The organism is Sinomonas sp. T428B (assembly GCF_056780155.1).
The window spans coordinates 1,763,889-1,778,671 of the sequence record NZ_JBRAZR010000001.1 but is presented as its reverse complement, the minus strand read 5'-3'; the positions used below and the strand labels follow the sequence as shown (position 1 = coordinate 1,778,671).

Below are 14,783 nucleotides of genomic sequence, written 5' to 3'. Positions count from 1 at the left end.
GAGTGGCCGTCCAGGACCAGCAGCCGGGGCCTGTCCCCTGCGGCACCCCCCGCGGTGCTCGTCGGGCTGGGAAGGGGGGTGGTTTTGCTGGTTTCAGTCACGGGTGCCAGCCTAGTTCCCATGGCGGACAATTTCATTCAGCGGCCTGGCTCCCCGGATTCCCAGCGGGTCGGCTCCCCGCAGGCGGACCACCGGCAGGCGGACTACCGGGAGGCAGACTACCGGGAGGCCGAGAGTCGCCCCGTCGGAGCAGCGGACGCTATCGCGGATGAGCTCGAGGCCGCGGGAGTCCCGGCCCACCTGCGCGGCTGGCTCGTGCAGCGCGGGGTCGGCGCGCTCGTGGTCAAGCTGGGGATCGTCTTCGAGGAGCTCACGGCGGAGCGCTCGGTCGCGACGATGCCCGTCGAGGGCAACACCCAGGTCGCTGGCATCCTCCACGGAGGCGCCTCCGCCGCGCTGGCTGAGACCCTCGGCTCGTTCTCGGCCTCCCTCCACGCGGGGCCGGGCAGGCACGCCGTCGGCGTCGACCTCAACGTGACCCACCACCGGCCGGGGGTGCGGGGCCGCGTCCGGGGCACGTGCACGGCGGTGCACCTCGGCCGGACGCTCACGACGCACGAGATCGTCGTCGCCGACGAGGACGGCCGCCGCCTCGCCAGCGCGCGGATCACGAACCTCCTGCGCGACAACCCGGAGCCGAAGGACAGGACGCGCGCCCATCGCGCGTGATGGCCGGGGCCCGGGGCTGCGTCGCCGGCCTCAGGCCCGCCCGTAGGTCAGCTCGACGGTCCCGCCGCGCTCCGCGAGCCCCTCGAGGACGAAGCCCGCGGGCTCGTCGAGGGGCCTCCCGCCGAACAGCGGCACTCCTCCGCCGAGGGCGATGGGCACGAGGGTCAGGACGATCCGGTCCACGAGCCCGGCGGCGAGGAACTCGCCCGCGAGCCGGCCGCCGCCCGCGATGTAGACGTCCTTCTCCCCCGCGTCCCGGCGCAGCTCGCCCGCGAACTCGGTCACGTCTCCGCGCACGAAGACCACGTCGGCGCCGTCATCCACCCCATGGTCGTGGTGCGTGAACACCCAGCAGGGGACCTCGTAGGGCCACTGGGCGGTCGAGTGCGAGCGGATCCACGCGTAGGTCGCGCCGCCCATGACGACACACCCGACCGTCTTCGCGAAGGCCTCGTAGGACCCGGCGACGCCGTCGACCCGGTTGAACTGCTCGAGCCAGGCCAGCCCGCCGCCGTCGGCCGCGATGTAGCCGTCGAGGCTGCTGCCCACGTAGTACACGAACTCAGCCATCCGCCCACCCTAGCCGCACGCCGGAGTACTGCCCAGCAGGGGGCAGGCGCAGGTGAAAGGCTCAGGTGAACCGGCCCAGGTGAACAGTCTCAGTGGAAGTACGGGACGATCAGGTAGACGCCGACCAGGACAGCCACGCCGCACAGGCCGAAGCACACGGTCGACACGGCGCGCTGGAGCGCTCCCCCGGGACGGCGGTCGGCGGCGACCGCGGCGAGCCGCACGCCGAGTCCGTAGAGGAGGACGACAGTCCCGGCACTGAGGATGGTCGCGACGGCGACGATGGCCAGCTCGGCCCACTTGATGGTCACTTGGATTCCTTCCGGGCGAACGGGCGGCGGCGGGGGAACTCGACGGCCTCGCCTGCGTCCTCGACCTCGACGACGTTGTGGTGGCCGACCTTGTCCCGCTGGGACACGATGAACATCCAGAGGACGGCCGCGCTGCCGAGGATGGCGGTCGCGATGACGCCGGGAGTGCCGAGCCCGATCAGCAGGGCGGCCAGGCCGCCGACGACGGCGGCCGCCGGGAGCGTCAGGAGCCAGCCGACGCCGATGCGTCCTGCCGTGCCCCAGCGCACCGTGGTGCCCCGGCGGCCCAGGCCGGAGCCGATGACCGAGCCGGAGGCGACCTGCGTCGTCGAGAGGGCGAAACCGAGGTGGGAGGAGGCGAGGATCGCGGCCGACGTGCTCGACTCGGCCGAGAAGCCCTGGGCGGGCTTGACGTCCGTCAGGCCGGTGCCGAGCGTGCGGATGATCCGCCATCCGCCGGCGTAGGTGCCGACGGCGATCGCGATGGCGCAGGCTGCGATGACCCAGAACTCGGGGCCGGACCCCGTCTCCTGCAGCCCGCCGGAGATGAGCACGAGTGTGATGATGCCCATGGTCTTCTGGGCGTCGTTCGTGCCATGGGCGAGCGCGACGAGGCTCGAGGTGAAGATCTGCCCGATGCGGAACGTCGCGCGGCCCTGGTGGAGCTTCTCGCCCTCTGCCGTGCGCCGGGCCGTGACGGCATAGGCGATGCGTGTGCAGAGCCACGCCGCGAAGCCGGCGATGAGCGGGGCCGCGATGGCCGGCAGGATCACTTTCGCCACGACGGTCGTGAAGTTGACCGAGTGGAAGCCGATGCCGACGAGCGCGGCGCCGATGAGGCCGCCGAAGAGGGCATGCGAGGAACTGGACGGGAGGCCGCGCAGCCACGTGAACATGTTCCACAGCACGGCGCCCATGAGGCCCGCGAAGATCACCTCGGGGGTGATGTGGATGCCTTGCTCCCCCTCCCGGATGAGCCCGCCGGAGATGGTCTTGGCGACCTCGGTGGACAGGAAGGCGCCGACGAGGTTGAGAACGGCGGCGAGCGCGACGGCGCGGCGGGGCGTGATGGCCCCCGTCGCGATGGGGGTGGCCATCGCATTGGCCGTGTCGTGGAAGCCGTTCGTGAAGTCGAAGAAGAGCGCCAGTACGATGACCAGCACAATCATGGCGGTGATGTCCACCCGGGGGTCCCCTTCGGGGTCGTGTGACGGTTGGCTCGGGGAACTCTCCGCGCCAGGCGCACTTCTCGGGCGCCCGGTTCACTGGATGTTCACCGACTGCCACGCAGAGTTGTCTCGAGGTCTCTTGACGGATCGGGGGATCTGGGGTCGGCGCGGCGTGTCCATCCTAGGGGGCGGGCTGCCGATCACGGAAGTTGGGGCGGCCCGGCGCCCTCACGGCGTTCCCATCGAGCGGCGATAAAATGGATGGGTCATGATCGGTGCCCCGCTCCGTCTTCTGGCCTGGTTCGTCATCCCAGCGACCCTCCTCACGGGCTGCGTGCCCGCGGCCAGACTCGACGAGGCGGCCGCAGACCGACCGGCCCAGATCTCCTCGGCCCCGGCAGCTGCACGCGATGACGCCGTGGCCCCTCTGGCCCCCTCCCCCACGCCGACACCTACTCCGACGCCGCCCCCGGTGCCCCAGCCGTTCGCGCTCAACCTCTACCAGGAGGGGGACTTCGTGCCGCAGTACACCTTCGACTGGTGTGTGGCGGCCAGCATCCAGATCATGCACAACCTCATCGACGACACGGGGTCCGGCACGTGGGCTGATCGTGCACACCAGGGCGAGCTGTGGGAGATGGCGCGGGCACGGTCGTTCAATTCGTTCAACGGTGCCAACCCCCTGGGCTGGGCTCAGGTGCTGACCGAGGTCGGGATGGGGCCGTACACCGTCGTCAGCATCGCCGACTACGAGGAAGCCCTCCAGACCGCGGCGCGCGCCATCGCCGACACGGATCGTCCTGTCGGGCTGGTCCTGTGGCGCGGTCGCCACGTCTCGGTGATGAGCGGCTTCGAGTCGCTCGGCGATCCGGACCAGTTCCCGGAGTTCTCCGTCACGGGCATCCGCGTCCAGGATCCGCTCTACCCCTACGGTGGCGTGCAGTGGGGGCCGTCCCCGGCACCCAACAGCCTGCTCACCCCCGAACAGCTGGCGACGCAGTTCGTGGTCCGCGAGCCGCGACGCTGGAGCAGCGACCTGCCGACCGGCTACCTGCTCGTTCTGCCGGTTGACGAGGCGTCATGACGGTCACCTTCAACCACACCATCGTCTACGCAACGGACAAGCGGCGTTCGGCAGAGTTCCTCGCCGACGTCCTGGGGCTGCCGGAGCCGCAGGCCATGTGGTCCTTCATGACCGTGCCCCTCGAGCATGGAGTGACTCTTGATTTCGCTGCAGCGAAGGGGCCCATCTCCCCGCAGCACTATGCCTTCCTGGTCAGCGAAGAGGACTTCGACGGGATCTTCGCAAGGATCCAGGCCAGGGGCATCCCTTACTGGGCAGACCCTGGCCGGTCCCGTCCACAGCAGATCAACCACAACGACGGCGGACGCGGGGTCTACTTCTCGGACCCTGATGGGCATTTCCTCGAGGCCATCACGCGTCCGTATGGATCGGGGGCAGGTACGAACTCGCCGTAGGCCCCAGATACCCGAGCTGCGGTTGCAGCGCAGCTGGTCTGGCTGGGTCATCCGATCGTTGCTAGCGTGGCGGAATGAACCCGTCGAAGACGCCGGCCGAGATCCTCGACATTGCCGGCACCGAGGTTCGCATCTCGAGCCCGGACAAGGTGGTGTTCCCCCAGCCCGGGCTGACGAAGCTCGACCTGGTTCGCTACTACCTCACCGTCGCAGAGGGTGCGCTGCGCGGCGCCGGCGGGCGCCCCATGGTGCTCAAGCGCTTCCCCAAGGGCATCGACGCTGAGCCGTTCTTTCAGAAACGCGTGCCCGAAAACCACCCTGAGTTCATCGACACGACAACCCTGCACTACGCGTCGGGGACGTCAGCCGAAGAGGCCGTCATCCGGGACGCCGCGGGCCTGGCGTGGGTCGTGAATCTTGGATGCCTGGACCTCAACCCGCACCCCGTGCGTGCCGAGGACCTGGAGCACCCCGACGAGCTCCGCGTCGACCTCGACCCGATGCCGGGAGTCGACTGGTCGCAGATTGTCGACGTCGCCTACGTCGCGCGGGAGGTGCTCGACGACGTGGGACTGGTGGGGTGGCCGAAGACGAGTGGGTCGAGGGGACTCCACATCCTTGTGCGCATTGCGCCCGATTGGTCGTACCGCGACGTGCGGCTCGCCGCCGAAACTCTCGCCCGCGAGGTCGAGAACCGCGCTCCCGGGCTCGCCACCGCGCGGTGGTGGAAGGAGGAGCGCGGCGAGAGTGTGTTCGTCGACTTCAACCAGAACGCCAAGGACCGCACCGTGGCATCCGCGTACTCGATCCGGCCCCTGCCCGACGCCCGGGTCTCAACGCCGCTCACATGGGACGAGGTCCGCTCCGCCCGGCCGGAACAGTTCACGGTGCGCTCAGTGCCCGAGCGCTTCGCCGACGTGGGTGACCCCCACGCCGGCATCGATGACGCGGTCGGCACCCTCAACGGGCTCCTCGCCTTGGCGGCCGATATGGGCCCCGCTGAGAAGCCGCCGCGCGGGGGCGACGGCTTCGGTCGCCGGAAGTCGGTGATGCCGCTCATCGAGGTTGCCCGCACCAAGACCAAATCCGAGGCTTACGCGGCCCTCGATGAGTGGAAGGCTCGGCACGCGGACCTCGTTCCGGCCCTGCGTCCGGCCGATGTGCTCGTCGACGGAATGCGCGGATCGAGCTCGCTCTGGTACAGGGTGCGAGTGAACCTGCACCACGTCCCCGAAGCGGAGCGGCCCCCGCAGGGTGAGCTCATCGCCGACTATGACCCATGGGGCGGCAGGGAGTGGCGGGGGCGCCCGGGGTCCTGACCCGCTGCCTGCTGGAACCCCCAACTCGCATCGATCTGGCACAGTGACCATTCGTCCAGTGCCAGAGGCCCGCAAGCCCCTGAATGGGGAAACACACTGTGCCCGAGGTGGGACTCGAACCCACACACCTTTCGATACCGCATTTTGAGTGCGGCGCGTCTGCCAATTCCGCCACTCGGGCATGCGCAACCCGTGGGGACACGGGCGCCTGCGGAACCACTGTACCCTCCCGGCAGCCCCCGCGTGGCCAGACCGGCCTGGCGGATGGGCGTCGGCAGGGCGGCGCCGGTAGGATCGAGGGCAGACCCAACCCCCGAATCTAGGAGCCCGAGTGTCCGACAAGACCGCCAAGGCTGCCCCAGCCGACGAGAAGTCCCCGAGCACGGCCCCCGCGCGCCGCGTGGTCGTCGCCGAGGACGAGACCCTTATCCGCCTCGACATCATCGAGATCCTGCGCGGCGAGGGCTTCGACGTCGTCGCCGAGGCAGACAACGGCGAACGCGCCGTCGAGCTGGCCGAGGAGCTCAAGCCGGACCTCGTCCTCATGGACGTCAAGATGCCGGTCATGGACGGCATCACGGCGGCGGAGAAGATCGCCAAGGCCCGCATCGCCCCCGTCGTCCTCCTCACGGCCTTCAGCCAGAAGGAACTCGTCGAGCGCGCGCGCGACGCCGGCGCCATGGCGTACGTGGTCAAGCCGTTCACGCCGAACGACCTCATCCCGGCCATCGAGATCGCGCTCTCCCGCCACGAGGAGATCAAGGCCCTCGAGGCCGAGGTGACCGACCTCCAGGAGCAGTTCGCCACCCGGAAGCTCGTCGAGCGCGCCAAGAGCCTGCTCATCACCAAGATGGGCCTGACGGAGCCCGAGGCGTTCCGCTGGATCCAGAAGACCTCGATGGACCGCCGCCTGAGCATGCGCGAGGTCGCCGAGACGATCATCAACCAGGTCACCTGACGCGGGGCCGGGCGCGGGCCGGGGAGGACCCGCCCCGCACCGGCTCCCATCACCACGAATCGACGCGAAGAGGGCGGCACCCCCACGGGGATGCCGCCCTCTTCGCGTGCCTGGCGATACTAGATCGGCTTGGCCTTGTTCCTGTCCTTGACCGGCCACGGGCCGACCTTCTCCCGCTCGGGCGCCGCGGCGCCGCTCACGAGCTGGCCGGCGTCCGCCAGGTCGCCGACCTTGTGCACGCGCAGGGCGTTGGTCGAGCCGGCGACGCCGGGGGGCGAGCCGGCCGCGACGACGACGAGGTCGTTCGGCTCGGCGAGGCCGGAGCGCAGGAGGTACTCGTCGACCTGGGCGATCATCTGGTCGGTGTGCTCGGCGAAGTCCACCATGCGCGGCTGGATGCCCCAGCACAGGCTCAGGATGTTCAGCGTCGACGTAAGCGGCGTGAACGCGAAGACGGGCTTCTGCGGGCGGAGCCGGCTCAGGCGCCGTGCCGAGTCGCCGGACTGGGTGAAGGTGCAGATGTACTTGGCATCGAGCTGGTCGGCGATCGTGACGGCGGCGCGCGTGATGGCACCGCCGCGCGTCTTCGGCTGCGAGCCGAGCGGCGGGACGCGCTCGAGGCCGTGCTCCTCCGTGGACTCGATGATCTTGGCCATCGTCTTGACGGTCTCGATCGGGTAGGCGCCCACGCTCGTCTCGCCCGAGAGCATGACGGCGTCCGCGCCGTCGAGCACGGCGTTGGCGCAGTCCGAGGCCTCGGCGCGCGTCGGGCGGGGGTTCTCGATCATCGACTCGAGAACCTGGGTCGCGACGATGACGGGCTTGGCCCAGCGGCGGGCGAGCTCGATCGCACGCTTCTGGACGAGCGGCACCTCCTCGAGCGGAAGCTCGACGCCGAGGTCGCCGCGGGCGACCATGATCGCGTCGAACGCGTCGATGATCTCGTGCAGCTGGTCGACGGCCTGCGGCTTCTCGATCTTGGCGATGACGGGGACGCGGCGCCCCTCCTCGTCCATGATCTCGTGCACGCGCACGACGTCGCTCGCATCGCGCACGAAGGAGAGGGCGACGTAGTCGACGCCGCGCTTGAGGGCCCAGCGCAGGTCCACCTCGTCCTTCTCGCTCAGGGCAGGGACGTTGACTGCGACGCCGGGGAGGTTGATGCCCTTGTTGTTGGACACCGTGCCGGCGACGGTCACCTCGGTGACGACCTTGACGTCGTCGACCGCCGTCGCGCGGAGGGCGACCTTGCCGTCGTCGATGAGGAGGGTGTCGCCGACGCGGACGTCCTCGGTGAGGCTCTTGAGCGTCGTCGAGCAGATCTCCTTGGTGCCCGGCACGTCCTCGGTCGTGATCGTGAAGACGTCGCCGACGGCGAGCTCATGCGGGCCGTCGACGAAGCGGCCGAGGCGGATCTTCGGGCCCTGCAGGTCGGCCATGATGCCGACGGCCTTGCCGAGCTCGGCGGAGGCCTTGCGGACGTTCTCATAGGTGCTGTCGTGCACCGAGTGGTCGCCGTGGCTCATGTTCATGCGGGCCACGTCAACTCCGGCATCGATGACCGCCAGAGTGTTCTCATAGCTGGAGATGGCCGGGCCGAAGGTGGCCACGATCTTCGCGCGTCTCATATACCTACCCTAGGTCGGAAGTGGTGATCGGGGATGTCAGGGGGATGAACAGAAGGGGCCCTACGACGCCGATGGCGGGGCAGGCCATGTGGCCTGCCCCGCCATCGGGTCACAGAACGGAGATGGCGCGATCCGTCGGCGCCACCGGCGCCGGGAGGATCGTCGCGCCGGTGAGATGCCGGTCGACCGCGGCCGCGCACGCGCGGCCCTCGGCGATGGCCCAGACGATGAGCGACTGGCCGCGGCCGGCGTCGCCGGCGACGAAGATGCCGGGCGTGCTGGTCATGTAGTCGGCGTCGCGCGCGACGTTGCCGCGCTCGTCGAAGCCCGCCTTGACCTGCTCGGTGATGCCCGCCGGCTCGGCGCCGGTGAAGCCCAGCGCGAGGAAGACGAGGTCCGCGGGGATGATGCGCTCAGTGCCCGCCTTGGGCACGCGCCTGCCCTCGACGAACTCGGTTTCGGCGACCTTGAGGCCCGTGAGCCGGCCGTTCTCGCCGACGAACTCGACGGTCGAGGCGAGGTAGGTCCGCTCGCCGCCCTCCTCGTGGGCGCTCGCGACCTCGAAGAGGTTCGGGAACATCGGCCACGGCTGGTGCGCGGGCCGCTCGCTCGGGGGCTGCTTTCCGATCGCGAGCGTCGTCACCGACGCTGCCTGCTGGCGGTGTGCGGTGCCGATGCAGTCCGCGCCGGTGTCGCCACCGCCGAGGATGACCACGTGCTTGCCGCGGGCGTCGATCTGGTCGAGGACCGTGTCCCCGGCGACGACGCGGTTGGCCTGGACGAGGTAGTCCATCGCGTAGTGGACGCCCTCGAGGTGGCGGCCCGGGATGGGCAGGTCGCGCGGGACGGTCGCGCCGGTGGCGACCACGACGGCGTCGTAGCGGCGGCGCAGCTGGTCCCAGCTCACGTCCTTGCCGACGTCCACGCCGGTGCGGAAGCGCGTGCCCTCGGCCTTCATCTGGGCCAGGCGGCGCTCGAGCACCTCCTTCTCCATCTTGAAGTCGGGGATGCCGTAGCGCAGGAGGCCGCCGATCCGGTCGTCGCGCTCGTACACGGCTACGGTGTGGCCCACGCGGGTCAGCTGCTGGGCGGCCGCGAGGCCCGCGGGCCCCGAGCCGACGACCGCGACGGTCTTGCCCGTGAGGCGCGCCGGCGGGAGCGGCTCGATCCAGCCCTCGTCGAAGGCCTCGTCCGCGATCGAGACCTCGATCTGCTTGATGGTCACGGCCGGCTGGTTGATGCCGAGCACGCACGAGGTCTCGCACGGAGCGGGGCACAGCCGGCCCGTGAACTCGGGGAAGTTGTTGGTCGCGTGCAGGCGCTCGCTCGCGTCCCGGCCCTTGCCGCGCCACGTGAGGTCGTTCCACTCGGGGATGAGGTTGCCGAGCGGGCAGCCGTGGTGGCAGAACGGCACGCCGCAGTCCATGCAGCGCCCGGCCTGGCGCTTGAGCACGCCGCGCTCCTGCGCCTCGTAGACCTCCTTCCAGTCCATGATGCGGACGGGAACGGGGCGCCGCGGCTGCGTCTCACGCTGCCGGACTTTCAGGAATCCGCGTGGGTCAGCCACCGGTCACCTCCAGGATGCGAGACCAAACTTCCTCACCGTCGGGGTCGAGGCCCTCCTCGAGGGCCGACAGACGGGTCTGCAGCACTGCTGCGTAGTCGCGCGGCAGGACCTTGGTGATCCTCGCCGCCGTGTCGTCGAAATTCTCGAGCAGCCGCTGCGCGAGCGCGGACTCGGTCTCCTCGATGTGCTTCACGAGCAGGTTCCGCACGATGTCGCGGTCCTCGTCGTCGAGCGGCAGGAGCTGCAGCTCGCCCGAGTCGAGCGCCTGCTTGTTCACGCGCTCCGGCTTGAGGTCCAGCACGAACGCCGTTCCGCCGGACATGCCAGCGCCGAAGTTGCGGCCCGTGCGGCCGAGGATGAGCGCCTGGCCGCCGGTCATGTACTCGCAGCCGTGGTCGCCGATGCCCTCGACGACGGCGGTCGCGCCGGAGTTGCGCACGAGGAACCGCTCGCCGACCTGGCCGCGCAGGAACATCTCGCCGCTCGTGGCGCCGTAGCCGATCACGTTTCCGGCGATGACGTTGTGCTCCGACGGGAAGACGTTCGTGCGGTCGGGGCGCACGATCACGCGGCCGCCCGAGAGGCCCTTGCCCACGTAGTCGTTCGAGTCGCCGAACAGGCGCAGGGTCACGCCGGCAGGCAGGAAGGCGCCGAGCGACTGTCCGGCCGTTCCGGTGAGCGTGACGTCGATCGTGTCCGTCGCGAGCGTGTCGGTCCCGAAGGCCTTCGTGACCGCGTGCCCGAGCATCGTGCCGACCGAGCGGTCCGTGTTGACCACGGGCAGGCTGATCTTGACCGGGCTGCGGTCCTCAAGGGCCTCGGACGCCATCTCCATGAGCGGCGTGTCGAAGTGCTTCTCGAGCTCGTGGTTCTGGCCCGTCGTGTTGCGCAGCGGCGCGTCCTCGTCGAAGTCGAGGCTCGCGAGGATCGGCGCGAGGTCCAGGCCCTCGGCCTTCCAGTGGTCGATCGCGTCGCGCACGTCGAGCACCTCGCTGCGGCCGATCGCCTCGTCGAGCGTGCGGAAGCCGAGCTTGGCCAGGATCTCGCGGATCTCCTCCGCGACGAACTCGAAGAAGTTCACGACGAACTCCGGCTTGCCGGTGAACCGGGAGCGGAGCTCGGGGTTCTGGGTGGCCACGCCGACCGGGCACGTGTCGAGGTGGCACACGCGCATCATGATGCAGCCGGAGACGACGAGCGGCGCGGTCGCGAAGCCGTACTCCTCGGCGCCCAGGAGGGCGGCGATGACGACGTCGCGGCCGGTCTTGAGCTGCCCGTCGACCTGCACGACGACGCGGTCGCGGAGCCCGTTGAGCATGAGCGTCTGCTGGGTCTCGGCGAGGCCGAGCTCCCACGGGACGCCCGCGTGCTTGAGCGAGTTGAGCGGCGAGGCGCCGGTCCCGCCGTCGTGCCCGGAGACGAGCACGACGTCGGCCTTGGCCTTGGTCACGCCCGCGGCGACCGTGCCGATGCCCACCTCGGAGACGAGCTTGACGTGGACGCGCGCGCTCGGGTTGGACCGCTTGCAGTCGTAGATGAGCTGCGCGAGGTCCTCGATCGAGTAGATGTCGTGGTGCGGCGGCGGCGAGATGAGGCCCACGCCCGGAGTCGAGTGGCGCGTGCGCGCGACCCAGGGGTAGACCTTCTGGGCCATGAGCTGGCCGCCCTCGCCGGGCTTGGCGCCCTGCGCCATCTTGATCTGGATGTCGTCCGCGTTGGTCAGGTACAGGCTCGTGACGCCGAAGCGGCCCGAGGCGACCTGCTTGATCGCGGAGCGGCGCTCGGGGTCGAGGAGCCGGTCGACGTCCTCGCCGCCCTCGCCCGTGTTGGACTTCGCGCCGAGGCGGTTCATCGCGATCGCGAGGGTCTCGTGCGCCTCCTTCGAGATGGAGCCGTAGCTCATCGCGCCCGTCGAGAAGCGCTTGACGATGCTCGAGACCGGCTCGACCTCCTCGATCGGCACGGCCGGGCGGAGGCCCTCGCGGAACGAGAGCAGGCCGCGGAGCGTCATGAGGTTCTTCGACTGGTCGTCGACGCCGTTCGTGTACGCCTTGAAGACGTCGTAGCGGCGCTCGCGCGTCGCGTGCTGGAGGCGGAAGACCGTCTCCGGGTTGAACAGGTGCGGCTCGCCGTCGCGGCGCCACTGGTACTCGCCGCCGTTCATGAGCGGCCGGTGCGGCTGCTCGATGCCCGAGGACGGGTAGGCCATCTCGTGGCGCGCGGCGACTTCGGCAGCGATGACGTCGAGGCCGACGCCGCCGAGCTGGCTGTGCGTGCCGGCGAAGAACTCGTCGACGAGGTCCTGGGACAGGCCGAGGGCCTCGAAGGTCTGCGCGCCGCAGTAGGACGCGACCGTCGAGATGCCCATCTTGGACATGATCTTCAGCACGCCCTTGCCGAGGCCCTTGATGAGGTTGTAGACGCCGTCCTCGGGGGTCACGCCCGGGAGGTCGCCGGAGCGGATGAGCTCCTCGACGCTCTCCATCGCGAGGTACGGGTTGACCGCGGCCGCGCCGTAGCCGAGCAGGACGGCGACATGGTGCACCTCGCGCACGTCGCCGGCCTCGACGACGAGCGCCGTCTTGGTGCGGTTGGCGCTGCGCAGGAGGTGGTGGTGGACGGCGGAGAGCAGCAGGAGCGACGGGATCGGCGCCCACTGCGCGTTCGAGTCGCGGTCCGAGAGCACGATGTACTGCACGCCGCGGTTGATCGCGCCGGAGACCTGCTCGCAGATCTCGGTGAGGCGGGCGCGCAGGGCCTGCTCGCCGCCCTCGGGTCGGTAGAGGCCGCGGATCTTGACGGCGATCCGGTCGCCGTCGCCGTTCTCGATGTTCGCGATCTTCGCGAGCTGGTCGTTGTTGATCACGGGGAAGGGCAGGATGACCTGCTTCTCCGAGACCTTGCCGGTCCTCAGGAGGTTGCCGTTGGGCCCGATCGCGCTGTTGAGGCTTGTCACGAGCTCCTCGCGGATCGCGTCGAGGGGCGGGTTCGTGACCTGGGCGAAGGACTGGACGAAGTAGTCGAACAGGAGGCGCGGCCGCTTGGACAGCACCGCGACAGGCGTGTCCGAGCCCATCGCGCCGAGCGGCTCGGCGCCGGTGCGGGCCATCGGGCCCACGAGGATGCGCAGCTCCTCCTGGGTGTACCCGAAGGTGCGCTGGCGGACGTTGACGGACTGCGGCGTGTGCACGACGTGCTCGCGCTCGGGCAGGTCGTCGAGGCGGATGACGTTCTCCTCGACCCACTCGGCCCACGGGTTGGTCCCGGCGATCTCCGCCTTGACCTCCTCGTCGTCGATGATCCGGCCTGCGTCGGTGTCCACGACGAACATCTTGCCCGGAGCGACGCGGCCCTTCTTGACGACCTTGGCGGGCTCGACGTCGACGACGCCGACCTCGGAGGCGAAGACGACGAGGCCGTCCTCGGTGACCCAGTAGCGGCAGGGGCGCAGGCCGTTGCGGTCGAGGGTCGCGCCGACGAGGGTGCCGTCGGTGAAGGACACGGCGGCGGGGCCGTCCCACGGCTCCATGAGGAGCGAGTGGTACTCGTAGAAGGCGCGGCGGGCCGGGTCCATCGAGGCGTGGTTCTCCCACGCCTCGGGGATCATCATCATGATCGAGTGCGTGATGGGGCGGCCGGAGAGCCACAGGAGCTCGGCGACCTCGTCGAACGAGGCCGAGTCCGAGGCGCCCGGGGTGCAGATCGGGAACAGCTCCTCGGGGGCGTCGCCCAGGAGCGGGCTGCTCAGCTGCGACTGGCGCGCGCGCATCCAGTTGCGGTTGCCCTTGACCGTGTTGATCTCGCCGTTGTGCGCGATCGTGCGGAACGGCTGTGCGAGCGGCCACGACGGGAACGTGTTCGTCGAGAAGCGCGAGTGCACGATCGCGAGCTTGGTCGTGAACCGATCGTCCGAGAGGTCGGGGTAGAACGGCTCGAGCTGGGCGGTCGTGAGCATGCCCTTGTACACGATCGTGCGCGAGGACAGCGACGGGAAGTAGACGCCGTGCTTGTTCTGGGCGCGCTTGCGGATGCGCCAGGCGCGGGCGTCGAGCTCGTTGCGGGTGAGCTCCTCGCCCGTGGCCGAGGCCAGGAACGGCTGCTCGAAGCGGGGCATGCACGCGCGCGCCATCGCGCCGACGAGCTCCGCGACGACGGGGACCGTGCGCCAGCCCAGGACCGTGAGGCCCTCGGCGGCGGCAAGCGCCTCGACGCCCGCGCGGGCGGTCGCGGCCTCGCGGTCCTCCGCGGGGAGGAAGGCGATGCCCGCCGCGTACTGGCCCGCCGCGGGGAGCTCGAAGTCGACGACGGCCCGGAAGAACTCGTCGGGGATCTGGGTCAGGAGGCCGGCGCCGTCGCCCGTGCCCTCGTCGGCGCCGACGGCGCCGCGGTGCTCGAGCGCGCGCAGGGCGTGCAGCGCGGCGTCGACGATGTCATGGCCGCCCTCTCCGCGCAGCGTGGCCACGATCGCGAGGCCGCAGGCGTCCTTCTCAGTGTCGGCACGGTACATGCCTGCGGAGGGGGGCAGGGAGGAGAACCGCTCGAACGGCGAGATCGCCCTCGGCAACTCCTGCTCTGCGGCGCCGTGTGTCGGATGAGTCATGACGTAACGTCCTTCCTCCTGGTCGATGGCGACAGGGGACAACGTTGGCCCCGCAATGCTGGCCATGGGAGGGCACAGCAAGGCGCTGATTACTGGAAACAGTATGGCTGGCCCGCGTCAGGCGTAACAGCCTTCCGCTCGTGAGCCGGACATACTCGGGTGCCGATGCGCCCGGGCGGCTGCCGGGCGTCGGAATGGTCCACGTCGTTGTGGAGGCGAGCCTTCCGGGCGGTAGCCCGGTCTGGTCGGCAGGCGGCTCGGGAGGGCTCCGCCTGCCGGTCGGCCTCTGCAGGCGTCCAGTGCGGCCATAGATGCGGGCCACGGAGCGTCAGAGCCTTCTCGACTGTCCGCCAGACTACCACGGAGCCGCATTTCGAGACGGCATTGTCCACAATCTGAAACCCGGTTGTTACGCCGGTCTGGGCCGCGAAAAAATCCGCCCTCGCGGCCCGT

Annotated in this window: 11 protein-coding genes and 1 tRNA gene; 5 read left to right on the top strand and 7 right to left on the bottom strand. The window is 70.0% G+C overall.

The genetic code is table 11. The features are described from left to right. Window positions 1–120 precede the first annotated feature (120 nt). Entirely contained in the window at window positions 121–729 is a 609-nt protein-coding gene (locus tag ACUYMY_RS08205; protein ID WP_481703096.1) for a hotdog fold thioesterase, read from the top strand. A 30-nt stretch (window positions 730–759) separates the two neighbouring features. On the opposite strand, the gene ACUYMY_RS08200 is transcribed toward ACUYMY_RS08205, so the two are convergent. The 3 genes from ACUYMY_RS08200 to ACUYMY_RS08190 all read right to left on the bottom strand — a co-directional run bounded on the left by ACUYMY_RS08200 (window position 760) and on the right by ACUYMY_RS08190 (window position 2,794). Continuing rightward, window positions 760–1,299: a dihydrofolate reductase family protein gene (locus ACUYMY_RS08200; protein ID WP_481703095.1), complete on the bottom strand. Its 540-nt coding sequence runs from the start codon at window positions 1,297–1,299 to the stop codon at window positions 760–762. An 89-nt stretch (window positions 1,300–1,388) separates the two neighbouring features. Then, entirely contained in the window at window positions 1,389–1,610 is a 222-nt protein-coding gene (locus ACUYMY_RS08195; protein WP_481703094.1) for a hypothetical protein, read from the bottom strand. Then, window positions 1,607–2,794 (bottom strand): inorganic phosphate transporter, encoded by a 1,188-nt coding sequence (locus ACUYMY_RS08190; RefSeq protein ID WP_481703093.1) that lies wholly within the window; start codon window positions 2,792–2,794, stop codon window positions 1,607–1,609. Before ACUYMY_RS08190 ends, ACUYMY_RS08195 begins: the two co-directional genes overlap by 4 nt. Before the next feature lie 253 nt (window positions 2,795–3,047). On the opposite strand from ACUYMY_RS08190, the gene ACUYMY_RS08185 reads away from it, so the two are divergent. The 3 genes from ACUYMY_RS08185 (at window position 3,048) to ligD (ending at window position 5,577) form a co-directional block, all read left to right on the top strand. Further along, window positions 3,048–3,863, top strand: a complete 816-nt coding sequence (locus tag ACUYMY_RS08185; protein WP_481703092.1) for a hypothetical protein — start codon at window positions 3,048–3,050, stop codon at window positions 3,861–3,863. Beyond that, window positions 3,860–4,258 (top strand): VOC family protein, encoded by a 399-nt coding sequence (locus ACUYMY_RS08180; protein WP_481703091.1) that lies wholly within the window; start codon window positions 3,860–3,862, stop codon window positions 4,256–4,258. The genes ACUYMY_RS08185 and ACUYMY_RS08180 overlap by 4 nt, the downstream gene beginning before the upstream one ends. Before the next feature lie 74 nt (window positions 4,259–4,332). Further along, window positions 4,333–5,577 carry a non-homologous end-joining DNA ligase gene (gene ligD / locus ACUYMY_RS08175; RefSeq protein ID WP_481703090.1) on the top strand — a complete coding sequence of 415 codons (1,245 nt, stop codon included), beginning with the start codon at window positions 4,333–4,335 and terminating at the stop codon, window positions 5,575–5,577. A gap of 99 nt (window positions 5,578–5,676) precedes the next feature. Here ligD and ACUYMY_RS08170 read toward each other — a convergent pair. After that, window positions 5,677–5,758 (bottom strand) — tRNA-Leu (locus tag ACUYMY_RS08170). 150 nt (window positions 5,759–5,908) lie between these two features. On the opposite strand from ACUYMY_RS08170, the gene ACUYMY_RS08165 reads away from it, so the two are divergent. After that, complete coding sequence (locus ACUYMY_RS08165; RefSeq protein WP_481703089.1) at window positions 5,909–6,535, top strand: ANTAR domain-containing response regulator; 627 nt, start codon at window positions 5,909–5,911, stop codon at window positions 6,533–6,535. A gap of 119 nt (window positions 6,536–6,654) precedes the next feature. On the opposite strand, the gene pyk is transcribed toward ACUYMY_RS08165, so the two are convergent. From pyk to gltB, 3 genes are all read right to left on the bottom strand, one after another. Then, complete coding sequence (gene pyk / locus ACUYMY_RS08160; protein WP_481703088.1) at window positions 6,655–8,163, bottom strand: pyruvate kinase; 1,509 nt, start codon at window positions 8,161–8,163, stop codon at window positions 6,655–6,657. Window positions 8,164–8,272: 109 nt separating this feature from the next. Then, window positions 8,273–9,730 carry a glutamate synthase subunit beta gene (locus ACUYMY_RS08155; RefSeq protein WP_481703087.1) on the bottom strand — a complete coding sequence of 486 codons (1,458 nt, stop codon included), beginning with the start codon at window positions 9,728–9,730 and terminating at the stop codon, window positions 8,273–8,275. Continuing rightward, complete coding sequence (gene gltB / locus ACUYMY_RS08150) at window positions 9,723–14,330, bottom strand: glutamate synthase large subunit (RefSeq protein WP_481703086.1); 4,608 nt, start codon at window positions 14,328–14,330, stop codon at window positions 9,723–9,725. Before gltB ends, ACUYMY_RS08155 begins: the two co-directional genes overlap by 8 nt. Window positions 14,331–14,783: the final 453 nt, after the last annotated feature.